Source organism: Proteus genomosp. 6, assembly GCF_040139785.1.
In the GTDB taxonomy this organism is placed as follows: Bacteria; Pseudomonadota; Gammaproteobacteria; order Enterobacterales; family Enterobacteriaceae; genus Proteus.
Window position 1 is genome coordinate 124,942 of sequence record NZ_JBEEVJ010000006.1, and the last position, 26,349, is coordinate 151,290.

The 26,349-nt window shown below is 38.5% G+C and carries 24 protein-coding genes; 14 read left to right on the forward strand and 10 right to left on the reverse strand.

The features are described from left to right. Positions 1-2 precede the first annotated feature (2 nt). From cydC to infA, 3 genes are all read left to right on the forward strand, one after another. Positions 3-1,754 (forward strand): heme ABC transporter ATP-binding protein/permease CydC, encoded by a 1,752-nt coding sequence (gene cydC, locus ABN212_RS09630; protein WP_198632270.1) that lies wholly within the window; start codon positions 3-5, stop codon positions 1,752-1,754. A 1-nt stretch (position 1,755) separates the two neighbouring features. Then, positions 1,756-2,448: a leucyl/phenylalanyl-tRNA--protein transferase gene (gene aat, locus ABN212_RS09635; RefSeq protein WP_198620491.1), complete on the forward strand. Its 693-nt coding sequence runs from the start codon at positions 1,756-1,758 to the stop codon at positions 2,446-2,448. A 340-nt stretch (positions 2,449-2,788) separates the two neighbouring features. Next, positions 2,789-3,007 carry a translation initiation factor IF-1 gene (gene infA / locus ABN212_RS09640; protein WP_004244560.1) on the forward strand — a complete coding sequence of 73 codons (219 nt, stop codon included), beginning with the start codon at positions 2,789-2,791 and terminating at the stop codon, positions 3,005-3,007. A 123-nt stretch (positions 3,008-3,130) separates the two neighbouring features. On the opposite strand, the gene clpA is transcribed toward infA, so the two are convergent. Both clpA and clpS read right to left on the reverse strand, forming a co-directional pair. Further along, complete coding sequence (clpA, locus tag ABN212_RS09645; protein ID WP_198629734.1) at positions 3,131-5,422, reverse strand: ATP-dependent Clp protease ATP-binding subunit ClpA; 2,292 nt, start codon at positions 5,420-5,422, stop codon at positions 3,131-3,133. A 30-nt stretch (positions 5,423-5,452) separates the two neighbouring features. Beyond that, positions 5,453-5,767, reverse strand: a complete 315-nt coding sequence (clpS, locus tag ABN212_RS09650; RefSeq protein WP_109373506.1) for an ATP-dependent Clp protease adapter ClpS — start codon at positions 5,765-5,767, stop codon at positions 5,453-5,455. Positions 5,768-6,055: 288 nt separating this feature from the next. Here clpS and cspD point away from each other — a divergent pair, with 288 nt between their 5' ends. Then, the gene (cspD, locus tag ABN212_RS09655) at positions 6,056-6,265 is read left to right on the forward strand and encodes a cold shock domain-containing protein CspD (RefSeq protein ID WP_109373505.1); all 210 of its coding nucleotides are present in this window, start codon (positions 6,056-6,058) and stop codon (positions 6,263-6,265) included. A 137-nt stretch (positions 6,266-6,402) separates the two neighbouring features. On the opposite strand, the gene macB is transcribed toward cspD, so the two are convergent. The 3 genes from macB to ABN212_RS09670 all read right to left on the reverse strand — a co-directional run bounded on the left by macB (position 6,403) and on the right by ABN212_RS09670 (position 11,255). Continuing rightward, positions 6,403-8,349: a macrolide ABC transporter ATP-binding protein/permease MacB gene (gene macB, locus ABN212_RS09660; protein WP_311748487.1), complete on the reverse strand. Its 1,947-nt coding sequence runs from the start codon at positions 8,347-8,349 to the stop codon at positions 6,403-6,405. Beyond that, the gene (macA, locus tag ABN212_RS09665) at positions 8,349-9,458 is read right to left on the reverse strand and encodes a macrolide transporter subunit MacA (protein ID WP_198626156.1); all 1,110 of its coding nucleotides are present in this window, start codon (positions 9,456-9,458) and stop codon (positions 8,349-8,351) included. The genes macB and macA overlap by 1 nt, the downstream gene beginning before the upstream one ends. A gap of 120 nt (positions 9,459-9,578) precedes the next feature. Continuing rightward, a complete protein-coding gene (locus ABN212_RS09670) occupies positions 9,579-11,255 on the reverse strand; it encodes an ATP-dependent nuclease (RefSeq protein WP_198632268.1) in 1,677 nt (558 codons plus the stop codon). Positions 11,256-11,598: 343 nt separating this feature from the next. Between ABN212_RS09670 and ABN212_RS09675 the strand changes: the two genes are divergently transcribed. From ABN212_RS09675 to artM, 6 genes are all read left to right on the forward strand, one after another. Continuing rightward, positions 11,599-12,501: a lysine exporter LysO family protein gene (locus ABN212_RS09675; protein ID WP_196533032.1), complete on the forward strand. Its 903-nt coding sequence runs from the start codon at positions 11,599-11,601 to the stop codon at positions 12,499-12,501. A gap of 52 nt (positions 12,502-12,553) precedes the next feature. After that, positions 12,554-14,011, forward strand: coding sequence for a DUF2867 domain-containing protein (locus ABN212_RS09680; protein ID WP_349443164.1), 1,458 nt, complete (start codon positions 12,554-12,556; stop codon positions 14,009-14,011). Positions 14,012-14,123: 112 nt separating this feature from the next. Beyond that, entirely contained in the window at positions 14,124-14,852 is a 729-nt protein-coding gene (gene artP / locus ABN212_RS09685) for an arginine ABC transporter ATP-binding protein ArtP (RefSeq protein ID WP_109373499.1), read from the forward strand. A gap of 14 nt (positions 14,853-14,866) precedes the next feature. Next, positions 14,867-15,601, forward strand: coding sequence for an arginine ABC transporter substrate-binding protein (artJ, locus tag ABN212_RS09690; protein ID WP_023581291.1), 735 nt, complete (start codon positions 14,867-14,869; stop codon positions 15,599-15,601). 31 nt (positions 15,602-15,632) lie between these two features. After that, on the forward strand, positions 15,633-16,337 hold the full coding sequence (artQ, locus tag ABN212_RS09695; protein WP_198620486.1) for an arginine ABC transporter permease ArtQ: 705 nt from the start codon (positions 15,633-15,635) through the stop codon (positions 16,335-16,337). Further along, positions 16,337-17,005 (forward strand): arginine ABC transporter permease ArtM, encoded by a 669-nt coding sequence (artM, locus tag ABN212_RS09700; protein ID WP_196533029.1) that lies wholly within the window; start codon positions 16,337-16,339, stop codon positions 17,003-17,005. Before artQ ends, artM begins: the two co-directional genes overlap by 1 nt. A 118-nt stretch (positions 17,006-17,123) precedes the next feature. Here the strand turns inward: artM and ABN212_RS09705 are convergent, their stop codons facing one another. The 4 genes from ABN212_RS09705 to ABN212_RS09720 form a co-directional block, all read right to left on the reverse strand. Continuing rightward, positions 17,124-18,323, reverse strand: a complete 1,200-nt coding sequence (locus tag ABN212_RS09705) for a multidrug effflux MFS transporter (protein WP_349443165.1) — start codon at positions 18,321-18,323, stop codon at positions 17,124-17,126. A gap of 105 nt (positions 18,324-18,428) precedes the next feature. Beyond that, complete coding sequence (gene rlmC, locus ABN212_RS09710) at positions 18,429-19,562, reverse strand: 23S rRNA (uracil(747)-C(5))-methyltransferase RlmC (protein ID WP_198620484.1); 1,134 nt, start codon at positions 19,560-19,562, stop codon at positions 18,429-18,431. Positions 19,563-19,592: 30 nt separating this feature from the next. Next, positions 19,593-20,108, reverse strand: a complete 516-nt coding sequence (locus ABN212_RS09715; protein ID WP_109373494.1) for a YbjN domain-containing protein — start codon at positions 20,106-20,108, stop codon at positions 19,593-19,595. Positions 20,109-20,274: 166 nt separating this feature from the next. Next, entirely contained in the window at positions 20,275-20,577 is a 303-nt protein-coding gene (locus tag ABN212_RS09720) for a YbjC family protein (RefSeq protein ID WP_196533025.1), read from the reverse strand. 171 nt (positions 20,578-20,748) lie between these two features. Between ABN212_RS09720 and ABN212_RS09725 the strand changes: the two genes are divergently transcribed. After that, positions 20,749-21,012, forward strand: a complete 264-nt coding sequence (locus ABN212_RS09725; RefSeq protein WP_036912158.1) for a GrxA family glutaredoxin — start codon at positions 20,749-20,751, stop codon at positions 21,010-21,012. A gap of 253 nt (positions 21,013-21,265) precedes the next feature. Here the strand turns inward: ABN212_RS09725 and ABN212_RS09730 are convergent, their stop codons facing one another. After that, complete coding sequence (locus tag ABN212_RS09730; protein WP_198620483.1) at positions 21,266-21,691, reverse strand: secondary thiamine-phosphate synthase enzyme YjbQ; 426 nt, start codon at positions 21,689-21,691, stop codon at positions 21,266-21,268. Between the two features lie 238 nt (positions 21,692-21,929). Between ABN212_RS09730 and ybjG the strand changes: the two genes are divergently transcribed. The 3 genes from ybjG (at position 21,930) to ABN212_RS09745 (ending at position 26,259) form a co-directional block, all read left to right on the forward strand. Then, on the forward strand, positions 21,930-22,541 hold the full coding sequence (gene ybjG, locus ABN212_RS09735; RefSeq protein WP_198620482.1) for an undecaprenyl-diphosphate phosphatase: 612 nt from the start codon (positions 21,930-21,932) through the stop codon (positions 22,539-22,541). Positions 22,542-23,452: 911 nt separating this feature from the next. After that, entirely contained in the window at positions 23,453-24,769 is a 1,317-nt protein-coding gene (locus tag ABN212_RS09740; RefSeq protein WP_160230107.1) for an HAAAP family serine/threonine permease, read from the forward strand. Positions 24,770-24,894: 125 nt separating this feature from the next. Then, a complete protein-coding gene (locus ABN212_RS09745; RefSeq protein ID WP_198620481.1) occupies positions 24,895-26,259 on the forward strand; it encodes an L-serine ammonia-lyase in 1,365 nt (454 codons plus the stop codon). Positions 26,260-26,349: the final 90 nt, after the last annotated feature.

Sequence of the window (26,349 nt, forward strand, 5' to 3'; positions counted from 1 at the left end):
TCATGAGAGTATTGCTTCCTTTTCTTGCGCTCTATCGACGTCACTGGTTTATGTTATTGCTGGGGATTATCCTTGCAATTCTGACGTTACTGGCGAGTATTGGCCTTTTAACACTATCGGGCTGGTTTTTAGCAGGTACTTCTCTTGCGGGTTTTGCGGGTATTTATAGCTTTAACTATATGCTACCCGCAGCGGGTGTTCGAGGTGCTGCAATTTTTCGTACTGCGGGTCGTTATTTTGAAAGGCTTGTCAGCCATGACGCAACGTTTCGCGTATTATCGCACCTACGTGTATTCACCTTTAAAAAGATCCTCCCTCTTTCGCCAGGTGGAATTGCACGTTTTCGTCAAGGTGAGTTACTAAACCGCTTAGTTGCTGATGTTGAAACGCTCGATCATCTTTATATTCGCGTTATTTCCCCTATCATTGCCGCTTTTGTTGTCATTATGACAATTATGTTTGGCCTTGGTTTAATCGATGCACGTTTAGCCAATACGCTAGGTGGCATTATGCTTACCTTGCTGATTGTTTTGCCTTTCGTATTCTACTACGCGGGTAAACCTATTGGTCGTGATCTCACCGATTTACGAGGTCAATACCGCACAGTATTAACTAGCATGTTGCAAGGACAAGCCGAGCTAACTGTTTTTGGCGCATTACCTCGTTTTAGACAAAATCTGGCGCAACTTGAAGCTAAATGGCTACATAGACAAGCACAACAAGCAAATTTAACTGGTTTATCGCAATCATTGATGATCCTCGCATCAGGCCTAACAGCAACATTAATTTTATGGCTGGCGGCTGATGGTATCGACAATAGCTTTATGCCAGAAGCGTTAATTGCCTTATTTACGTTCTGTGCATTGGCAGCATTTGAATCTTTAGCGCCTGTTACTGTCGCTTTCCAGCATTTAGGTCAAGTGATGACATCAGCAACACGAATTTCTCATTTAATTGAGCAAAAACCCGATGTCACTTTCCCTGAAAAAGGGGGAGAAAAAAATAATCGCGCCACACTTACAATGCACAATATTTGCTTTACTTATCCAGCCCAACCAATGCAAGTGATCAATCATGTTGATTTAACGATTGAAGCTGGACAACACATTGCATTACTAGGAAAAACAGGGTGTGGTAAATCGACGCTATTGCAGTTGATCAATCGAGCTTTTGATCCGACTCACGGCACTATCAGTTTAAATAATCTGCCTATTGCTGATTATGATGAAGCGACATTACGTTCAATGATGTCAGTTGTTCCTCAACGTGTTCATGTTTTTAGTCATACATTAAGAGAAAACTTAACAATGGCTAAAGAAAATGCAACAGATGAAGAGATTAAACATGTTCTTCAGCAAGTTGGTCTTGGGCAACTACTTGAAAATGAGGAAGGCTTAAATGCATGGATGGGTGATGGTGGTAGACAGCTCTCTGGTGGCGAACAGCGACGTTTAGGACTTGCAAGAGCCCTACTCCATAATGCACCTCTTGTATTGCTTGATGAGCCAACAGAAGGCCTTGATGCCGATACAGAACAGCAAATCCTTGCACTCTTGCATCAGCATTGCCAAGGTAAAGCTGTATTAATGATCACACACAGACTTCACGGTTTAGATAAAATGGATAAAATCTGCGTTATGGATGGCGGAAAAATCGTTGAAACAGGCACTCATGCTTCGTTGTTACAACAACAAGGGCATTATGCTAAATTTCATCAAAGACAGGCTCTATTAACACCAACGCACGAGGCATAATATGCCGTTGTTTCAATTGGATGATAATGATTTAGATTTTCCAGAGCCTCACTTAGCTTTAAAAGAGCCTAATGGTTTATTAGCGATAGGGGGAGAAATCTCCCTTTCACGATTACGTGTTGCGTATCAATCGGGTATTTTCCCTTGGTACTTTCCTTATGAAGAACCACTTTGGTGGTCACCTGATCCAAGGGCCGTTTTACCAGCTGGTGATTTGCATATTGGGCGCAGTTTACGTAAATTTATTCGGCACCAGCCTTATAAAATCACGTTAAATCATGCCTTTGCTTCAGTTATTGAGGCTTGTTCTGTACGTGAAGAAGGTACGTGGATAGGCCCTGATATAAAAACAGGTTATGAAGGGCTTCATCAACAAGGTGAAGCTCACTCTGTTGAGGTTTGGGAAGGTGATGAACTCGTTGGAGGATTATATGGTGTAAACATGGGTGCCGTTTTTTGTGGCGAATCTATGTTTAGCCGTAGAGATAACGCCTCTAAATGTGCCTTTATTGCTTTTTATAACCATTTTCTTCGTTATGGGGGTCAACTATTTGATTGTCAGGTGCTAAACTCTCATACTGCCTCGTTAGGTGCCACTGAGATCTCTCGTGAACATTATTTAGTTGCGTTATCTCGTTGGAAAAAAGTGATTATTGATAAAAAGTGTTGGTATCAGCAATCGTTGGAATTATAATCACTGCTTGTTTTTGTAAAGCCCTTCTTATTTAAGACAGAATCGAGAATGCCATTCTGTTATTTATGCAAAAAAGGTTTATACAAAAATTTTATCTTACACACCCATTATGTGGTTTGGGTGCTGTTATTTTATTGCTACAAATACCACAAAATAAAGAATTACGACTTCTGTTATTACTTTTACTTTAGCAAAGTAAAACGCAAGTTGCGGTAAGGATGTTAAGTGCAATAGCAAGGTGAACACCATTGCTATCCAATAACATTCCTTTACATAGGACAATATTTTCGGCATTATCTTGCCGTTTAAAAAATATGGTTATTAAAACTTAGAGGATTAGATGGCCAAAGAAGACAACATTGAAATGCAAGGCACTGTACTGGATACTCTGCCAAACACGATGTTCCGCGTTGAATTAGAAAACGGACACGTCGTTACCGCTCATATCTCAGGAAAAATGCGTAAAAACTATATTCGTATCCTGACAGGCGACAAGGTTACCGTTGAGCTGACCCCATATGACCTGAGCAAAGGCCGTATCATCTTCCGTAGCCGTTGATCCCAATCTGTTCTCTCCCGCTATTGTCATATAACGGGTGAAAAAAAACACCACAGGCAAGGCATTTATTGATGCTCACCTGTGGTGTATGCTTTTATAGCTTAGTGAGATTAACCGCTATCCTTAGATAACGGTATCTTCATTCTTGGCTAGTTTTTCTTGGCTAACAAACTCATAATTCAATTTGCTTGCCAGCTTATCTAGTGTTACAGAAACTGAACCACCATTAACAAGAGAACCAAATAAAATCTCGTTAGCTAATGGTTTTTTCAAGTTTTCTTGAATAACACGCGCCATTGGCCTTGCGCCCATCGCTCTGTCATAACCTTTATCACATAACCATTGACGTGCTTCTTGGCTAACTTCTAGCGATACTCCTTTATCATCTAACTGCACTTGCAGTTCGACAATAAATTTATCCACCACCATAGAGATAATTTCTGGTGATAATGCATTAAACCAAATAATACTATCTAAACGGTTACGGAACTCTGGTGAGAAGGCTTTTTTGATTTCAACCATCGCATCAGTACTGTTATCTTGCTCTGTAAACCCAATCGATTTACGTTGAGTTTCACGTACACCCGCATTGGTTGTCATCACTAAAATAACATTACGAAAATCTGCTTTACGTCCATTGTTATCAGTTAATGTACCGTTATCCATTACCTGTAACAGGATATTGAATACATCAGGGTGTGCTTTCTCAATTTCATCAAGTAACACAACAGAATATGGGTTTTTAATGACAGCGTCTGTTAATAATCCACCTTGATCAAAACCAACATAACCAGGAGGAGCACCAATTAAACGACTGACCGTATGTCTTTCCATATATTCCGACATATCAAAACGTAACAGTTTTACATTTAATGCGTTTGCTAACTGTACAGTGACTTCCGTTTTACCTACCCCCGTAGGACCAGCAAATAAGAACGACCCCACGGGTTTATTATCTTGGCTTAATCCTGCACGGCTCATCTTAATCGATTCAGATAAGGCATGAATTGCTTGATCCTGACCGAATACCAACATTTTTAATTGGTTATCGAGATTTTTCAGCATTGATTTATCACTGCTAGAAACTGTTTTTTCAGGAATTCGTGCAATTTTAGCCACAACCGACTCAATATCAGAGACATTAATGGTTTTCTTACGTTTACTTGGTGCAACTAAACGTGTTTTTGCACCTGCTTCGTCGATAACATCAATAGCTTTATCAGGTAGATGTCTATCGGTGATGTATTTAACCGATAAGTCCACCGCGGCCTGAATCGCTTTATTGGTATAACGTACATCATGGTGCGCTTCGTATTTCTGGCGCAATCCTTTGATGATCAAAACCGTCTCATCTGGAGATGGCTCAGTCACATCAATTTTTTGGAAACGACGAGCAAGTGCTCTGTCTTTTTCAAAGATATTGCTAAATTCCTGATAAGTCGTAGAGCCTATAACGCGAATTCGACCACCTGACAGTAAAGGCTTAATTAAATTTGCCGCATCAACTTGTCCCCCCGATGCTGCTCCTGCACCAATAATGGTGTGGATCTCATCAATGAATAAGATGCTTTTTTCATCTTTTTCTAGGGTTTTCAGTAATGCTTTAAACCGTTTTTCGAAATCGCCACGATATTTTGTTCCCGCTAATAGCGAACCAATATCGAGTGAGTAAATCGTGTAACCTTTCATCACATCAGGTACATCATCTTGCTCAATACGCCATGCAAGCCCTTCTGCGATAGCTGTTTTACCGACACCCGATTCGCCCACTAATAATGGGTTATTCTTGCGACGGCGGCATAACACTTGGATTGTTCTTTCTAATTCAGCTTGGCGCCCAATTAGGGGATCAATTTTACCTTGGCGCGCTAACTGATTAAGGTTAGTGGTAAAATTATCCATATGATCGTCACCTTGAGGCATCTCTTGTTGAGATTGTGCGTTCATATCATTCATGTCAGAAAGATCTTCGTTTTGTTGATCTTCTTTTGAAATGCCATGAGAAATAAAGTTAACGACATCAAGGCGACTAACGTCGTGTTTACGTAATAAGTAAGCTGCGTGAGACTCTTGTTCACTAAAAATAGCCACCAGCACATTAGCGCCAGAGACTTCATTTTTGCCTGATGATTGAACATGAAAAACAGCGCGCTGTAATACACGCTGAAAACTCAGCGTTGGCTGTGTTTCTCTGTCCACATTTTCAGGCAGAATTGGGGTCGTTTTACGAATAAAGACTTCAAGTTCTTCGCGTAAGACTACTAGATCGACTTTACAAGCTTCCAATGCTTCGCGTGCCGATTTATTACTTAATAGCGCCAACAACAGGTGCTCTACAGTCATAAATTCGTGTCTGTTATCACGGGCTTTCGCGAATGCAACATTAAGACTCAGCTCTAATTCGTGATTAAGCATAAGCACCTCCTCCTTAAAAAACTAACCGGATTATGCCTGTTCAAGAGTGCACAAAAGTGGGTATTCGTTTTCTCTTGCATACAGATTAACTTGAGCCACTTTTGTTTCGGCAATATCCGCACTATAAACCCCACAAACTCCTTTTCCTTTATGATGAACGTCCAACATAATTTGCGTTGCTTTTTCCTCGCTAAGGAAAAAATACATCGTAAGCACTTCTACAACAAAATCCATGGGGGTGTAATCATCATTATTCAAGATCACCTTATACATTGCTGGTGGCTCATTTAGCTGATGAACATCATCCCTTAACGTGGTTTCTGTTAAAAAATCAAACTGACCCATTGTTTTGCATTACTCATAGTTTTGTTAAACGTCACTTTCAATTATGACATTTAGTTTACCATCTCACAGGAAAGTCTGCCTATCAACGCTTTTTTATTCCCTCTTTTTACATCCAAAAAATAACAAAGCGTTAGCTACATCAAAATTTCGCCTCATTGAAACACTTTCTATCCCCTTCACCTCTTGACGACTTAAACAATAAAATAGAGTATGTTTTATGAACAGCTCAGTAAATATACTGAAAGTGATGTTAAACAAATAAATACAAGTATATGAGAGAAGCTAAGTATGGAGACAGGTACAGTAAAGTGGTTCAATAATGCTAAGGGTTTTGGTTTTATTACCCCGGCAAATGGTGGCGAAGATATTTTTGCCCACTATTCAACAATTAGAATGGAAGGCTACCGCACACTTAAAGCGGGACAGAAAGTTAATTATAGCACGATAAAAGGACCTAAAGGTGATCATGCTGACCTTATCATTCCTATTATTGAATAGAGGATAATTGACAGTATAGATAAACCCAATAAAAATACCTTTTACACAATGCAGTTCGATACTTTTAATTTAAAAGAATGCCTAATTCATTCAAATAAAAGCCCTTTCTATTAAGGGCTTTTATCTTATGGCTTGCGTTATTCTCTCGCGAGAGCATCTATTGGATTCATTTTTGCTGCACTTCTTGCAGGTAAAAATCCGAAAATAATTCCAATAGCAGTTGAACAGATAAACGCACTGACTAAGGCAATAGGCTGGAAAACAAAATGCCAATCAGGCAACATCACACTGGCAATCATTGCGATACCAAATGAAAGGCCAATACCTAATAATCCACCCACTAAACAAACTAAAACAGATTCGATCAGGAATTGTTGCATCACATCACTCGCTCTGGCACCAACCGCCATTCTAATTCCTATTTCTCGTGTTCTCTCAGTTACGGAAACTAACATAATATTCATTACACCAATACCACCAACCACCAACGAAATAACAGCAACTAATGTCAGAAACAGTTGCATTGTCTGTGTGGTTTTTTCAGCGGCTTTCAACAAGCTGTCGATGTTATAGGTGAAAATATCTTTCTTACCATGTCTAATCGTTAATAGGCGAAGTATTTGCTGCTCTGCCACACCCGCATCATAGCCCTCTTTCGCCCTTACTGTGATGTTATCAAGGTAAGCCCGATTTAAAATTCGGCTATTTAATGTGCTGTAAGGTACCCATACTCGTAATGACTTATTATCACCAAAATTCGATTTTTGTTCAGCAACCACCCCTATAATCGTAGAGGGAATATTACGGATAATAATTTGCTCACCAATCACCTCTTTTTTAGTAGGAAAAAATCGGCGTAATGTATTTTGATCAATCACTACAACTTGAGCTTGCCGTTGGATCATATCAGGTGTAAATGAATGTCCTTGAGCGAATTTCATGGCATAGACAGAAAAATAATCATCACTGACACCCGCAACAGTGGCAGGTGAGTCTTGATTTCCACGACGTAATCGCGTACTAAATTGCACCTGTGGTGTCACCGCTTGTATGTAAGATTGTTGCTTAAGTGCATAGACATCTTGGATAGTTAATGATTGCCTATCTTCAGGCGAATCACTGCCGAAATCTTTCCCAGGATAGATATCAATAGTATTAGAGCCAATAGCTTTTATATCTGCCAGCACCATGCTTTTAGCTGCATCGCCAATCACAATAATAGTGACGACAGAGGCTATACCAATAATAATGCCGAGCATCGTTAGCAAAGTGCGTACTTTATTCACAACCATTGCACGCCAAGCCATATCTAATGCTTGTGTGAAACGCCCAAATATTTGCCCTAAATAAGAAGAAGCTAAAACAGAGGTTGTCTCTTTTTTAACTTTATTTGCTGTTATTTGATGGTAATTATCATTAATAATCTTACCATCTTTTATTTCTATAATTCGCTCAGCCTGTGCCGCAATTAACGGATCATGGGTTACGATAATAACCGTATGCCCTTGTTCATTTAATTGCTTAAGAATGGACATCACCTCTTTACCAGAATGGCTATCCAATGCTCCTGTCGGCTCATCGGCAAGAATGACTTCCCCACCATTCATTAATGCTCTAGCGATACTTACACGCTGTTGCTGACCGCCAGAGAGTTGATTAGGGCGATAATCAACGCGATCACCTAATCCTAAGCGCGTTAATAATTCACGAGCCCTTTCTTTTCTTTGAGTGGCATTTTTATCTGCATAAATTGCAGGAATTTCAACATTCTGTTCTGCATTTAAATGCGACATTAAATGGTAGCGTTGGAAGATAAAACCAAAATGCTCACGACGTAATGCAGCAAGTTGATCGCCTTCCATTTTCGCAACACTTTGACCTGCAACTTTGTATTCACCGCTACTTGGTTTATCTAAGCAACCTAAAATATTCATTAAAGTCGATTTACCGGAGCCAGAAGCGCCAATAATCGCCACCATTTCTCCGGCATTAATCGTTAATGAAATTTTATTGAGAACTACGGTTTCTTCTTCACCATTAGTATATAAACGGCTAACCTCATTGAGCTCTAATAATGCAGGCATCATGCTTCTCCTGAAGTTTCACCCAGAATAACCTCATCGTTTTCTTTCAATCCGCTGAGAACTTCTGCATAAACATCAGTACGCATTCCTATTTTTACTGTGCGTCTTTCTGGCTGACCATTAACCAATACATCAACATAATATTCATTAATTCCAGCATCATCACCTAACACAGAAAGCGGGACGAGAAGCACATCTTTCTTATTTTCAATAAGAATTTTAACTTGTGCCGTCATTTGTAAACGTAATAAGTGTTGGTCATTAGGCACTTCGAAACGTGCATAGTAAAAAATGGCATCATTAATTTTTTCAGGTGTGGGTAAAATATCTTTTAACTTACCGCTAAAGGCTTTATCTGGCGCACCTAGAACGGTAAAAGAGGCGCTGAGATCAGGTTTTAAATAGATAACATCTGCCTCTGATACTTCTGCTTTTACTAGCATTGTGTCTAAGTCAGCTAAAGTTAAAATAGTCGGCGCTTCTTGCGCTGCAATCACCGTTTGACCTTCAAGGGTTTTAATAAACGTGACAACACCATCCATAGGTGCCGTAATACGCGTATATTGCAGATTTGTTTTTGCTGTATCTAAAGTCGCTTGGTTCTTTTTAATTTGCGCTTCATAAGTGATGATGCGTGCTTTTTTCACTTCAACATCGGTTTTAGTGCGATCAAGCTCTTCTTGTGCAATCACATGGGTAGCAATCAACTTTAATTGTCGTTGATATGTCAATTGTGCCAAGCGCAATTCAGCCTGTGCTTGTTGAAGGTTGGCTTTTAATTCATTGTTTGTTTCTTGAGATTCAATGACGTCATTTTGCGCTTTTTTAGGATCAATAATCGCCAATAAATCACCTTTTTTAACAACATCCCCTTCTTTTACATATAAAGTTTGTAGCTGACCACTAACCTGCGCACCGACATCAACTTTACGCACAGCATCAAGCTTACCTGTTGCGGTCACTTCTTTTGCCAGATCACCGCGTGTAATTGTTTGAGTTTGATAGGTGGGTGTATTTTCTCTCGGCCAGAAAAAATACATCGCAATTGCCACAATAATCAAAATAAGGGTGATCACTTTCCCTTGCTTTTTTAAAGATAAAAAAGCCATAAAATATCCTTCTAATACAATAAGACTAAATAAAAGCCGTGAGATTGAGTTGCAACTTAATGCCACAACTCAATATTAAGATCAGTAATTACGCAATAATTCACTTATTGGCGAACTTAATTAATTCGCTTTGCCTCGGGCAAGCCATGCAACACGGGAAAACATACTTTTCAGTATTGAAGGGATGGAGTCTACTCCACGTTGAGCCGCATTATTAGCCACCATTAGTGCGAGATCAGGCTTGGATGAACGTTGAATTGCTTTAATGATCACGCGTCGAGTTGGCCATTTTTCATTATCTGGCACACCTGCGACATCATGATATACATTGCGAAAGCCTTCTTTGTATAAAAAGTGTTCCATATCTAACGCCGGAAGCTTCGTTAATCTATCACGCTCTGCATCATTGCTTTTTAACGCAAAATCCTTAACGGTAGCGGCATATTTCTTACCCGCTTCATCACCATCCACTAAGGTATGCCATTCTATCCCCATATAAGTTGCGTACTTTAATAATGGCTTAAGCCCACATTGAGCAAACTCAATGACTTTTATTCCTTCCGCTTCAAAGAAATAATTACATTGCCTTGCCAATTCGTTCATTAACCAAATCTCTGTTTCACCTTCTACCAATAACCAACAACGCGCAAATAACGCAGAAGGTCGGTTATAACGAATATGAAATGAGATACGCCGCTCTTCATCAGAATGTAGTTGCTGACCTCCAACACGGTAAGCAGCAACTTTATCGGTATCACGCACTAAACGGCAAACGCTCTGCAACGGTGCTAGTGAAAGCAGTTCACCTGAGTTTGTGGTTGTGATCCGTTGTAATGAGAAAAGATTGAGTAACCCCCAAGCCACCGAAAGCATAATAGGATGTAAACGCGTTTCTGGGTTTTCAACAATCACGATAGGTCTTGCATACGGATCCAGCGCAACACTACCACGAGACTGTAAAATAGAAGAAAACATCCCCAAGATAATTAATCGAATACTTCTCTGATTGGGTTTTGCCAACACTTTATTGATATTTTCTAACGCATGCCAGCCGCGAACATGAGGCTCGTTGACTTTGCTATGGCGAGAGTGAGATTTGAACAGCAACGAACCGTGATCTGCAAAATAGTGCCCTAACAGTTGTTGCATTGCATCAAGGCCTTCACGTAAATCCTCATCTGATAACTCGTCAGGATTTTTGACTAACGCTTTGGTTAACTCGCTCATTTTGTTATTAAACGCTTCTCGATGAGGGCTGTTGTGAGAATCGATAACGTCAGAGGCAAGATCACGTACGAAACGCGCATCTTGTAAGCGGAGAACAGGATAAAGCCTAACAATCTCTGCAATGATTTCTTGAGTTTGTCCATTAGGTAAGCGAATTTGCTTTCCTTCTTTATCAAGAAAATAGCGGAATGTTTTTACATTTTTCTGCTCATCGAGTTCAGCACTGATACGGTAATAGATATGTTTAAGATCGTCACCATTTTCAACCCATACAGGCGCTATTTTATGGAAACGATAAGAACGATGACGTCCTGGGCGAGATTCGGTAAACGTTAAAATAATTTGTAGGCTTTTTTTGCCATTTTCTTCAGGTTCATTCGGCAAACGATGGAAATCTTCAGGTGTAAATGCATATTGATAGGTTTCAATACCTAAACTGAGTGTTAATGCATCAAGTAATGAGCTTTTACCCCACGCATTTTCACCCACTAAGACTGTATTCATATCAAGAGGTAATGAGAGACGATTAAGTCCACGGAATCCAACTATTTCCACTCTTTCTAAATACATAAATTCCCTCGCAAGTTATGACTAAGCTCTGGTTTTATTTTATGCTTTCTATCTTAATTTTATGCTTAATCAGCTAATAATTTCACTTAATGGATGTTTTCATTAATATCACAGTTAAAGCGCGCCGTAATAAAATTTACTCAACTATTCGATATATACCCAAATCGTTCGCATTTCAAACAATTAAAGCCTCTTACACCTAAACGTGGTAGGCTCATTACCCTTAATAAATATTTTAGACTTATCTTAATTTCTGTATCCACAACATCATAAGTAAATGTTATAATCCAATTCACGTTATTAGTTTATTTTATAATTTGAGCACACTCAGTAAGGAATAGAAATGCTGTCAGGGTTATTGATTATCCTACTTCCACTTTTTGTAGGATATTTGATTAAGTTAAACAATCGCCCATTGCTTCATCTAGCAAACCGCCTACTTAGCGCGATGGTTTACGTTATCCTATTTCTAATGGGCGTTAGTTTAGCCATGCTAGATAATATTGGTGAAAACTTAGTCTCCATTCTTGCTTATGCCAGTGTTTTCTTTTTATGTACCTTTGGCGCAAACTTAGTGTTCTTATGGTTACTCGATAAAAAAGATCCTTGGCATGTGCCTGCTCATAAGCAATCCAAGCCTCCATCACGCATCAAAATGGTGCTCGAATCACTGCAACTATGCGGTGTTGTCGTTGTGGGTTTTTTTGTGGGATTAACTGGCTGGTCAATTTTTCATTACGCCTCTCATGCCAGCCAAGGCGCGCTTATCTTCTTACTTTGGTTAGTAGGGTTACAATTGCGTAATAGCGGAATGAGCCCAAAACAAATTTTAATTAACCGTCGAGGTACAACAGTCGCGGTAGTAATGGGCGTTAGCGCCCTTGCAGGTGGAGCTTTAGCCGCTTATTTACTGGGATTACCTTTGAAAATGGGATTAGCAATAGCATCAGGTTATGGCTGGTATTCTTTATCAGGCATTGTCTTAACAGATGCATTTGGTCCCGTTATCGGGAGTACCGCTTTCTTTAATGACTTAATGCGAGAATTAGCGGCAATCATGCTTATTCCTATTATTGTTAATCGTTATAGAAATACAGCATTAGGGATTTGTGGTTCAACATCAATGGACTTCACCTTACCTGTTTTACAACGCAGTGGTGGTGTTGCCATCGTTCCCGCAGCTATTGTGCATGGATTCGTGTTAAGTTTAATCACACCAATCTTGATGGCGTTCTTTACTTCATAGAAAAATCAGTAACAATAGAACGATAACGTTCTCTTTTTACAATGGATTAACAATGAATCAACAACGTGTATTAGTACTTGGTGCCAGTGGACATATTGGTCAAAATCTTATTCCAGCTCTGATAAAACAAGGTCATCAAGTCACGGCAGGTGCCCGTAGAATTGACTGGATGATGTCTCAAGGTTGGGAAAATACACGCTGTATTTTTGTCGATCTCCACAATCCTGAAACACTTAAAAAGGTGATGCAAGATACCGATATTGTCTATTATCTTGTTCATAGTATGGGAGATGCGCATAATCTAGTTGAACTAGAGCGTCAAGCTGCCATAAATGTTGTTGAAGCACTTGAAGGCTCAAACGTTCAACAAATTATCTTTCTAAGTGCCTTACAACATGAAGATCAGCAATATTCACCTCATCTTATTGCACGAAAACTTACAGGTGAAGTTTTAAGAACCAGCACTATTCCTGTAACAGAAATCCGTACCTCAATGATTGTAGGACCGGGTTCTGCTGCCTTTGAAATTATGCGTGATATGGTTTATAACCTTCCTATTCTTACGCCACCTCGCTGGGTTCGTTCAAAATCCTCCCCTATTGCCTTAAAAAACTTAATTCACTATTTAACGGAAATTATTCATCACCCTACACATCAGCACCGAATTTTTGATGCTGGTGGCCCTGAATACATCAGCTATCAAACCCTTTTTGAGCGCTTCATTAAAATTTCAGGTAAAAAGCGGATGCTAATCCCCATTCCGATGCCAGCTAGTTTAATTTCGGCAGGATTTATCAGTATGATAACGTCTGTGCCCACCTCTATTGCCAAAGAACTGATCCAAGGGCTTAAATATGATCTCCCTGCCAACGATGCGCCATTACGTAAACTTATTCCTCAATCTCTAATTAAATTTGATGATGCGGTAAAAGAAACACTCGCTGATGAAGAAGCGGCTTTAGATAACCAAGATTGGGGTTACTCTTCGGCTGTCCGTAGTCGCTGGAAACCCGGTTATGGTTATTACCCTAAAAATGCAGGCTGCACAGTATCCACACCTGCAAGCGCGGCATCCCTTTGGCATACAGTGCAACAAATTGGCGGAGAACAAGGCTATTTCTATGGTAATGCGCTATGGAAAGCACGCGCCATTATGGATGATATCGCTGGAAATAAAGTCACTTATGGGCGCCCATCAAGAGAAACATTAGAGCTTGGCGATATGATTGACGGCTGGCGAGTGATCAAACTTGAGCCTGAAAAACAGCTCACACTGTTATTTGGAATGAAAGCACCCGGTTTAGGCAGACTCTCTTTTACGATCCACGACAGTGGTAATCTTCGTTCAATAGATGTTCGTGCTTGGTGGCATCCCGCAGGATTTAGTGGATTACTTTATTGGTTTGCCATGATGCCAGCACACTTATTTATTTTCAAAGGTATGGCTAAAACAATAAGTACTAACGCTTACAAACTGGATAAAAATTCACCTAACAGTGAAAAAAAATAGCCGAATTACCCATTTTTACGTAAAAAAACCACTTTATTATGCAGTTTTAGTTGCATAATTATTCTTACCGTTTTATTATTTGAACCAGTTAATGACTATTCAGAAAAAACGCATGAGTATTCAATTAAAAAACATAAATTGTTTCTACGGTTCGCACCAAGCACTCTATGATATTAATCTAGAATGCTCTGCTGGTGAAACAATGGTTCTATTAGGACCAAGTGGTGCAGGTAAGAGCTCACTAATGAGAGTTCTTAATTTATTAGAAATGCCACGTTCAGGCGAATTAGAAATTGCGGGTCTACATTTTGACTTTAGCCAACAACCCAACGCAAAGGCAATTCGTTCATTACGCCAAAATGTGGGCATGGTATTTCAACAATACAATTTATGGCCACATTTAACGGTTCTTGATAATTTAATTGAGGCACCTTGCCGTGTATTAGGTTTATCAAAACCACAGGCCAAAGAAAAAGCAATGAAATTACTTGAACGTTTACGTTTAAGTGAATACGCAGAACGCTTCCCACTGCATTTATCAGGAGGACAGCAACAACGTGTTGCTATTGCTAGAGCATTAATGATGGAGCCTCAAGTTCTCTTATTTGATGAACCAACGGCAGCATTAGATCCTGAAATTACCGCTCAAGTTGTTGATATAATTAAAGAGCTTTCTGAAACGGGTATTACACAAGTGATTGTGACCCACGAAGTTGAAATCGCACGCAAAGCCGCGAGCAAAGTTGTATATATGGAAAACGGCCGTATTATAGAGCAAGGTGATAACTATCGTTTCACTGCTCCACAAACGGAAGCTTTTGCTAATTACTTGTCACACTAAATCAGGATCAGACAATGAAAAAAATATTATTTGCAGCACTTCTGACCAGTATTACACTTTCTGCAACTGCGGCTGAGAAAGAGACAATTCGTTTTGCAACGGAAGCAACATATCCTCCATTTGAAATGATTGATGCGAATAATCAAATTGTGGGATTTGACGTTGATTTAGCGAATGCAATGTGTGCAAAAATTAATGCTGATTGTACCTTTACCAATCAGTCATTTGATAGTTTAATTCCTAGTCTGAAATTCCGTCGTTTTGAAGCATTAATGGCAGGCATTGATATTACGCCAGAGCGTCAAAAACAAGTTGATTTCACTGATTCTTACTATGATAACTCAGCAGTATTTATCACAGTAACAGGTAAAATCTCTGATGTTGCAAGCCTAAAAGGCAAGCAAATTGGTGTGCAGAATGGGACAACCCATCAGAAATTCATCAATGAACAACACAAAGAGATGAAAACGGTTCCTTATGACAGTTACCAAAATGCAGTATTAGATCTGAAAAATGGTCGTATCGAAGCTATCTTTGGTGACACAGCTGTTGTTAATGAATGGCTGAAAAAGAATCCTGAATTAGGTATTGTAGGTGACAAAGTTGCAGATCCTAACTATTTTGGTACTGGTCTTGCAATCGCAGTAAGAAAAGGCAATGCTGATTTACAAGATAAATTAAATAAAGCATTAGCTGAAGTAAAAGCTGATGGCACCTATGATGTCATTTATAAAAAATGGTTTGAATAACGATATTTCAATAACAACAATAGCTTAATAGATGAATGAAATAACAACTCTAGCAGGTGCGGCCGTCACAACGGTCTCACTTGCTATTTCTGCTCTTATTATCGGATTAGTTCTTGCCATGCTGTTTACAGCTTGGGAATCCGCGAGATGGAAAGCCTTTGCTTTCTTAGGAACATGCTGGGTAACACTAATTAGAGGACTACCAGAAATGCTGGTGGTTCTTTTTGTCTATTATGGTACCTTGCAAGGTGTCATGATGCTAATGGATGGTATTGAATTAGGTTCATTCACCTTGCAAATTGATTTTGGTGATACTGAATCTTTACCTTTCTATTGCGGTGTTATCGCCCTTTCACTTCTTTATGCTTCTTATGCTTCACAAACTTTACGTGGCGCATTAAAAGCTGTACCAACAGGACAATGGGAAGCGGGTCAAGCATTAGGCATGGGGCGTATTACTATTTTCTTACGTTTTATTATGCCTCAAATGTGGCGTCATGCTTTACCAGGTTTAGGTAATCAGTGGTTAGTTCTATTAAAAGACACCGCGTTAGTCTCATTAATCAGCGTCAATGATTTAATGCTACAAACACAAAGTATCGCCAATAGAACTCAAGAGCCTTTTACTTGGTATAGCATTGTTGCTCTGATTTATTTAGCAATTACATTAGTCAGTCAATATATCCTGAAATGGCTAGAAATGAGAACGACTCGATTTGAACGGAGTGCCTCATAATGTGGGATTATATTGTTGATATTTTACCGGGATTACCAACAAGCCTTTCATTAACTTTTGTGGCTTTATTGGTAGCATTTACTTTATCGGTATTAATGACCTTTATCTTGGCATTAAAAACTCCCATCATTACCCCGATTGTAAAAGCTTATATTACCTTATTTACTGGTACGCCATTATTGGTGCAGTTCTTCTTAATCTATTATGGTCCTGGGCAATTTCCTGCGTTGAAAAACTTCCCGTTGATTTGGGAGTTATTATCAACACCATGGTTTTGTGCAATGGTCACATTAGCATTAAATAGTGCGGCTTATTCAACCTTACTTTTCTATGGTGCTGTAAGAGCTATTCCGTCAGGACAATGGCAATCTTGCCAAGCGCTAGGAATGTCACCAGTACAAACAGCAAGAGTGATATTACCTTACGCATTTAAGCGTGCGCTTTCATCGTATTCAAACGAAGTAGTCTTAATATTCAAAAGTACCTCACTTGCCAGTACTATCACCTTACTTGAGTTAACAGGTTATAGCCGACAAGTCTTTGGTCAAAGTTATGATGTGATGGTTTTTGTTGCCGCAGGTATTATTTATCTGTGTATCAACGGAATACTGACACTTTTAATGAGATTAATTGAGAAAAAAGCCTTAGAGTTTGAACATCGTAATTAAAAACGCGTAAGCCGAACTGTCGATATAAAAACACCCCAGCAGGTTATGAACTGCACCCCAAAAGTTGGACACCAACTTTGGGGTGTTTTTATGTCAGAATAAACAACAAATACTTGTTCTATTCTTGTGTAGCCTGTTTTTCCATTAACGCTTCTTTGTGGCTTACTCGATAAGCATTCAACGCTAATAAACTACCGAGTAACATCACAATAGCTAACGCTAATTTAGGTTGTACTGGTGAAGCCAATGCCGTTAAACCAAAGACGGCACCACCTGCCATTTGAATAAAACCCACTAATGCAGAGGCAATACCTGCCGTTTTTGAATAAGGCTCAAGCGCATAACTTGTCGCGGGTCCCATAATAAAAGCAAGACCAGCACATGCACTTGCTACAGGAAGCATATAGATCAACCAATGATTTTGCATTTCGGCAGGAATAAACAACAAGCCACCTAATAAGCTCACACAGCCTAATCCCATTAATCCGCTCCCTAAGATCAAACAAATAGGTCTGCCGACACGGTGAATAACGCGGTTCGCATAAAAACTGACAAACATGATCCAAAAACCATTTACACCAAAAACAATAGAAAAAATCAGTGCTGATAATTTTGCATCTTTCATCAATACAATTGGGGCAAATGACACATAGGTTAATGCCATCCCCATTGTGCCCGCATTCACTAAAGCAAAAGTCAAAAAGCGTTTACTGCATAAAATCTCAAGGTATGTTTTACCTAATTTTTGTTTTGATTGAGCAGTATTTTCAGGCTTTGTTTCTGGTAAAAAACGCGCAATTAGAATTAAAACAAGTATGGAGTAGAAAATTAAAAATCCGAAAGGAGCACGCCATCCCCAATATTCTGCCAATAATCCACCTAATAATGGTGCCAATGCAGGGATAATATTTAACGTACCATTTAAAAAACCAAAAACGCGGGCAGCTTCATTACCATTAAAACAGTCACGAACACAGGTAAAAGCGACAACAGAAGTACAGCACACAGCTGAAGCTTGTAATAATCGTGAGATAATAAAAAGCGTTGAGTCTGTCGAAATCGTTGCAATAACAGAACCCACAATATAGATAAGTATCCCCGCGATAGCGATTGGTTTACGGCCAAACTTATCCACTAAAGGCCCTGATATAAGTTGCCCTACACCTAGGACAAAAATAAATAAAGCGATAGTTGATTGAATAAGAGAGACACTACTTCCTAGATCTTGAGCAATCGCAGGTATCGTCGGTAAATAGAGATCGATCCCCAAAGGCCCCAATAACACCATCACTAATAACAACGCTTTTAAGTTCTGCATAAAATAGAATGCCTATCTAATAAAAAAGAAAACGCCCGATGTTATCCATCGAGCGTTAAATGCTTATTTATACTAACACTCAATCACTATTTTGTAATAAATATCTTAGTTGTCTTGTAATACCAATAACGTAAGCACTTCATAGTGAGAAGTATGAGGAAACATATCAAATAATTGCACTCTATCTATCTGATAGTGAGAAAGTTGCTGAATATCTTTTGCCATGGTTTGAGCATTACAACTTGAGTAAAGAATAAAGCGAGGTTTCATTTTATTTAGATAACCGCATAATGCCTCACCAATACCTCTCCTTGGTGGATTCACAAGCACTAATTCAGGAACAGACTCTTTTGCTAATGCATAGCCCGTTGAATCTAACGCTTGGAATTCGACATGTTCTAGCCCTAATTCCTGAGCTGATAAACGCGCACATTCAATAGCTTCTGGACTAATTTCAATACCTGTTAATTGGGTTGATTTATCCGCACAATGCAACCCAAACCCCCCAGATCCACAAAACATATCCCACAGATGCGTGATATTTAATTCTCTTACCCAACACCCAGCAGTAGCATAAAGTGATGAGGCAACTTCTGGATTAGTTTGAAAAAAACCTCTTGGACGAATATGCAATGGAATTTGGTTAAATGATTCATCCAAGAACGTTTTTTCAGTCAGAATAATTTCTTGTTCGCCTTCCAAAATAGCCATATGGATAGGTTGAATATTCACGGAGATAACGGCTAATTGAGGCAATTGCGCTTGTAACCAAGGAAGTGCTTTGCGAAGTTGTTCTAGTTTTTTTTCTGAGCGCAAAACAAAGCGCAACATCATGGTGCTATTACTTCGACTCTCAGTTAATAAAATAAACTTGAGTTCACCGCGGCGACGTTCGATGTCGTAAGGAACTAACCCTGCTTTTGCAATAAATGTTTTTAGAACAGGAAACACGGAGGCAAAAGAAACTGGGTACAGTGGACATTCGCATAAATCGACAGCAACACCGTCTTTAGTTTTTAAACCTAAGACGGGTCTTTCGACACTCCCGCTGACGACCATTTTTGCTTTATTACGAAATTGCGCCTGTTGGCTTTCAACTGGCGCTAATTTATCAAAAGCATAATCTTCTGGAAGTAATGCTAATAGGCTGTGCTGTTTTTTCTTGATTTGTTCAGGATAAGCAAGAGAAAGCCACTCACAAGAATGACATTCACCCGCACTAAATCGTGCGCATTGCATAAGATTTTGTAACCGTTATGGAGATTAATATTAATGTACAGTATAGGAGGAGTCAGTTGATGCGCTGTTTATCTCAACATCTTCTTCCTCATCTTCTTCGTTTTCACTTTCTTGCTTTTCGCCATACAAGAAACCGTTATTAAAAATTTCGCTGACGACTTCAGCAGATTGCTCTTCTGCTTTTTGTAAGAATAGGTCAAATTGATTAAGTGAGATACCCGCAGCAACCGGGAATGATTGGCAGAAAACTAATTTTGGTAAGTTCTCATCACTAATTTCTAGAAATGTTTTAATAAATAAAGAGCTTGCATTAATTTGGCTTAGATTTGCCATTAAAGGCACTATTGCTGACGGTTTTAGCTCAGCGATAGCGGTAAATACAAGTACATCCTCAAGAATATCAATTTTGGCATCAAAAATGCCACTGATATATTGAAGATGCGGTAAATGTAACGCCTGACAAGAGTCACATTCATAATAAGCAATCTGTAGTTCATCAAGCCAAGACTTTAGCTGATCCAGATCGGTAGTCACAACAGCGTTCATTCAAATAACCTTTACGCGCAAAAAAAAGAGTGCCTTTTGGCATTGGCGCTATTTTGCCACTTTTTCTATCTTGAAGGCACTAATAAATAGAAAAACTAAGAAAATTAAGCCAATTTACACATTGGATTTTCTTAGTTTCTAATATATTTTGAGGAAAAACAGATAGCTATTCTTCGTTATTCTCTTTTTTCTTTTTATTATTTAGGGATTTATGGTCAATCCCTAAAAAAGTTAATCGATAAATAGCACGCCATACAATATGGATAGCTGGCGGGATCATGCAGATAACCCCTAAAACAACCAACGTTAACTGTCCTGTATATGTTCCTAGCCACTGCGGAGAGGTCATATATTGGTTGATATAAAGATAAGCAACCACCAATAGAATAATCCCAATTATTTCAATGATGATAATGGGTTTTGGCATATCTGACAGTGATTTCATATCTCGATTTGAAGGCTTTTCCATCATTTCTCCGCTAAATGCTGTGTTGCAGTCCTATCTCATTATTCGGCAAATTGGTATAATTTATCACACTAAAAGGCAATAACTGTTTTTGTTTAGCCTAATAAAAGGGCATAGTAACAACCAATAGAAACTATTATGCCTGAATTTTATTTCCTCAATAAGGAGTGTCGTATGTTTGTTGTCATTTTTGGTCGCCCAGGTTGCCCATATTGTGTTCGTGCGAAACAACTGGCTGAAACTTTGTCTGAAAAACGTGACGATTTTGATTTCCGCTATGTAGATATTCAAGCTGAAGGAATTACAAAAGCTGATTTATCTAAAACTGTCGGTAAACCTGTTGAAACTGTGCCACAAATTTTTATTGATGAGAAACACATTGGTGGTTGCACAGATTTTGAAGCTTATGCTAAAGAAAATTTAGGCATCTACAACTAATTTAAAAGCGCTAAAACAGTTTATTTATCAATATGTTTTAGCGCTTTCTCTTTTTGTATCATCCATCTTTTCTCTATCATCTCACTCTTTCCAAAAAAAAATTCTATTTTTTTTCATTAGTCAGCGAACTTTCTTTCTAACCCGTAGTCTGAATTAGTGCCACTGCTTTTCTTTGATGTCCCCAAATATTGAGGAGCCCGATAGTTTCAACCCTTTTGGTGAAATAGCTGTCGGGTTTTTTATTGCTTGAAATTTAGTAACACTCACCTTGCAATGTCACAATAATACGACGATTACCACCGTGATTACGATGTTCACCGAGATAAATCCCCTGCCAAGTCCCTAAATTCAGCTCACCTTGACTAATAGGAACCATGACACTTTGTCCAAGTAAGCTACTTTTAATATGCGCGGGCATATCATCACTGCCTTCATAAGTGTGAAGATAGTAATCTTCGTTCTCTTTTACGTTGTGATTAAAGAAGTTTTCAAAGTCACTTCGTACTGTTGGATCCGCATTTTCATTAATCGTTAATGAGGCCGATGTATGTTGAATAAAAAAATGAGCAATTCCGATTTTATATTGTCTTAGTTCTGGTAATTCTTGAATCAATGCTTGTGTAATTAAGTGAAATCCTCTAGACCTTGCACTAAGGACTATATTTTTCTGGAACCACATAAAGTTATACCTCGTTGAAGATAAGAAAAAGAACGATGTAGGAGCAATAACATAAGCGCAATACTCTTTTTAAGAGTGCTTTAGCTCAGTTTTGTATAAAACTGGCAAATCTTTTAAAAAAGCACAATTAAATAAGAAAAAAACACTTTACCCCTATTACTCCCTCATTTACCCTTAAAAACTTGCGTATTATGCATCATAAACATCGCTTATCAGTACGACATGTATGGAGCCTACTTTGCTGGAACAATTCAATTTAGCCGTATTTTCAATGATGAATGCAACACCTGCGGCATCTCCTTTAGAAATCGGTACGGCGATAATTATTGCTAAGTACCTTGTCTATCTTTTTCCGTTATCTTTAGTGTTCTATTGGTTATGGGGTAATGAAAAATATCTTAGCCAGCAAAGAACATTGGTATGTAAAGCGGCTATCTCTTTAGGTATCGCACTTTCTATCTCTTGGGTGATTGGTGCTATTGCTCCTCATGAACGCCCTTTTGCAGCTAACATTGGCTACAACTTTCTTGATCACGATGCAACACCATCATTCCCAAGTAACCATGGTACGTTTGTTTTCACCATTGCTTTAGCTTATCTCTTTTGGCATAACAGCAAACGTATTGGCTATATTATGCTCGGTTTAGGACTTGCGATTGCTTGGGCGCGTATCTATCTTGGCGTACATTGGCCAATCGATATGATTGGAGCTTTTATCGTTGCTCTACTTTCTTGTGGCCTTTGCCAGATCTTCTGGTCTAAAGGTGGAAATATACTCCAAAAATGGGTACAACAGCTCTATCAGCTCTGTTTTGCTTATCCTATTCGCAAAGGTTGGACAAAGGCATAACCTTTCTTATACCGAAAAAGACCACATTTATTGTGGTCTTTTTTATATTTAACTTAAGTGAGACCGCCCTTCAATATATTAATATATAAATAAAAATATTCTCTACTATTATAGTATTTGTCCAAAAAAATAAATATGTTGTTATTTTAATCAAAATGAAACTTTTATATTCGTTATATAACAACCTACCAAACTCATTTATTAACAAATTCATTGTCGTATTTATAAACAATATTCTACTTATAAATGAAATATAGCTATATACATTTCATAAAATAAAAGAAATTCATTAATAAATAATCATATTGCATTGTTTCTATATTCTTTTGTCTAGTTTTAAACATTAATTAGAGAAAATAATTTATCATTATATTTCAATTAGATATGTGGTTAATGTAATGTTTTAATTGTAAACAAAAATAACCTAGTTGATTTTAATCATTTATTTTCTAGTTAATAAAAATACCTAAAAATAATCATTAACATATGAATATTTAAGTATTTAGCTTTATTTTGTATTTCCTTTAAAATTGGAAAGTTATTTCAAAATGTTTTAAAAACCGCCTCGAAAAACACAAAATATAAAAAATGTTACATTTTCAGGTTTTTCAGTTATATTTAGCATTTGAGATGGTGATCACGGTAGTTTATCCTGAAAAACACTATATTCTGCACCTCTTAAGTCTGGATATAAACTTATTGAATATTTTTTCAAATTTTGGAAGAGTCTAATTCTTTTGAAATTTAAAGATTTTGTATGTGGTAATTGAAGATATTGAGATAACACCAGGTACTCAATGCACTCATTTATTCATAATTAAATTTATGCCGTGATTATTTCTAAAAAGAAATACAATCGCGCTCTTATTTTTATTCATTATTTTTTTTACCGCGTTATTTCGGAGAGTATTATGGATACAACCAAAGTTGGTTCTATCGCGTCGGGTAACACCCAAGGTGATTACAAAACATGGCGTAAGTCAGATACAGTATGGATGTTAGGTTTATACGGTACGGCTATCGGTGCTGGCGTTCTATTTTTACCTATCAACGCAGGGATTGGTGGTTTAATTCCTCTGTTGATCATGTTAGTACTTGCATTCCCAATGACCTTCTTTGCACACCGTGGTATGTGCCGCTTTGTGTTATCAGGTAAAAATCCAGGTGAAGATATCACTGAAGTTGTTGAAGAACACTTTGGTAAAACAGCAGGTAAATTAATCACCCTGCTCTATTTCTTCGCAATTTATCCTATTCTATTGGTTTATAGTGTTGCTATCACCAATACAGTAGAAAGCTTTATTGTGAACCAAATGCACATGTCTGCACCACCTCGCGCAATTTTATCGTTGGTACTGATTGTCGGTATCATGTCGATTATTCGCTTTGGTGAACAAGCTATCGTTAAAGCAATGAGCGTTTTAGTGTTCCCATTTGTTGCTGTCCTGATGGTCTTAGCACTGTATCTGATCCCAGAGTGGAATGGTGCGATCCTTGATACTCTCTCTTTTGATCACGCAACAACATCAGGTATGGGTCAAGGCCTATTAGTAACCCTATGGTTAGCTATCCCTGTAATGGTGTTCTCTTTTAACCACTCTCCAATCATCTCTGCGTTTGCTGTTGCAAAACGTGAAGAATACGGCGAAAACGCTGAGAAAAAATGTTCACGCATTTTAGCTTATGCGCACATCATGATGGTTATCACTGTAATGTTCTTCGTGTTTAGCTGTGTATTTAGCTTAACACCAGAAAACTTAGCAGAAGCAAAAGCACAGAACATCAGTATTCTGTCTTACCTTGCTAACCATTTTGAAGCACCTGTTATCGCTTATATTGCTCCATTTATTGCTTTCGTTGCGATCACTAAATCTTTCTTAGGTCACTACTTAGGTGCTCGTGAAGGTTTCAACGGTTTAATCATCAAATCACTGCGTGAAAAAGGTAAAACAATCGAAAAAGATCGTTTAAACAAAATCACTGCACTGTTTATGCTGGTTACAACTTGGATTGTTGCAACATTAAACCCAAGCATCTTAGGTATGATTGAAACATTAGGTGGCCCAATTATCGCAATGTTACTGTTCCTGATGCCTATGTATGCAATCCGTAAAGTACCAGCGATGAAGAAATACCAAGGCCATATCAGCAACGCATTCGTTGTAATTATGGGTCTTATCGCAATCTCAGCAGTTTTCTATAGCTTAATTAGTTCATTCATGGGCTAATAAAGCACCTGATGGCTACTTTCATAAAAGAAAGTAGCCATTACAGCTTTAGACTTCAAAACTGACACTTCTCACTCTAATAATCACACAGTTGCGCCTTTAAATTAATTAGGGAGGCGAATATTATGGTTAGCGTCTTTGATATTTTTAAAATCGGTATCGGCCCTTCAAGCTCACACACTGTAGGTCCAATGAAAGCAGGTAAAGAATTCGTTGATTTACTTGCAGAAAAAAATCTCCTCTCTTCTGTTTCCCGCGTTATCGTTGATGTTTATGGCTCTTTATCTTTAACAGGTAAAGGTCACGCAACGGATATTGCTATTATTATGGGACTCGCAGGAAATTTACCTGATACTGTCGATATTGATTCTATCGCCCCGTTTATTAAACAAGTAGAAACAACTGGTCGCTTAATGCTGGCAAATGGCATAAAAGAAGTCGATTTTCCTGTTGAAGGCGGTATGAATTTTCATAAAAACAATCTACCCCTTCATGAAAATGGCATGACCATTACCGCTTATAACGGTGAGCAGGTTTTATTGAAAAAAACCTATTATTCTACTGGTGGCGGTTTTATTGTTGATGAAGAACATTTTGGCCAACCTGAAGAAAATGCAGTTCAAGTTCCTTATCCTTATCAATATGCGGCTGATTTACGTCGCCATTGCAAAGAAACAGGCCTTTCTTTATCAGCATTAGTGATGCAAAACGAATTAGCATTACGTAGCAAAGAAGAAATTTCGGCTCATTTTGCGGCTGTTTGGGAAGTAATGAAGTCAGGTATTGAGCGCGGTGTAAATACCGAAGGCTTATTACCAGGGCCATTACGTGTACCTCGCCGTGCTTCTGCATTACGCCGTATGTTAGTCACAGAAGATAAAACGACAACAGATCCAATGACTGTTGTTGACTGGATTAATATGTTTGCCCTTGCCGTGAATGAAGAAAATGCGGCTGGTGGACGTGTTGTCACAGCACCAACAAACGGTGCCTGCGGCATTATCCCAGCAGTATTATCTTACTATGATAAATTTATTCGCCCTGTAAATGAAAACTCTTACACTCGCTTTTTCTTAGTTGCTGGTGTTATTGGTTCACTTTACAAAATGAATGCATCTATCTCGGGTGCTGAAGTCGGTTGCCAAGGTGAAGTCGGTGTTGCTTGTTCAATGGCAGCAGGTGCATTGACTGAACTCTTAGGCGGTAGCCCAGAACAAGTTTGTATCGCAGCAGAAATTGCGATGGAGCATAACTTAGGGCTTACTTGCGACCCAGTGGCAGGACAAGTACAAGTTCCTTGTATTGAACGTAATGCTATCGCAGCCGTACAAGCTGTAAACTCATCTCGTATGGCTTTACGTCGTGTTAGCGATCCTCGTATTTGTTTAGATAAAGTCATTGAGACAATGTACGAAACAGGGAAAGACATTAATGCTAAATATCGTGAAACCTCTCAAGGTGGATTAGCCATTAAAATTTCTTGTGACTAAATCTGAAAGTCTGAAATACAGATATTTATGATAGATAAGGCGCTGATATCAGCGCCTTTTTTGTTTATTAACCTCAATCTTGAGACTCTT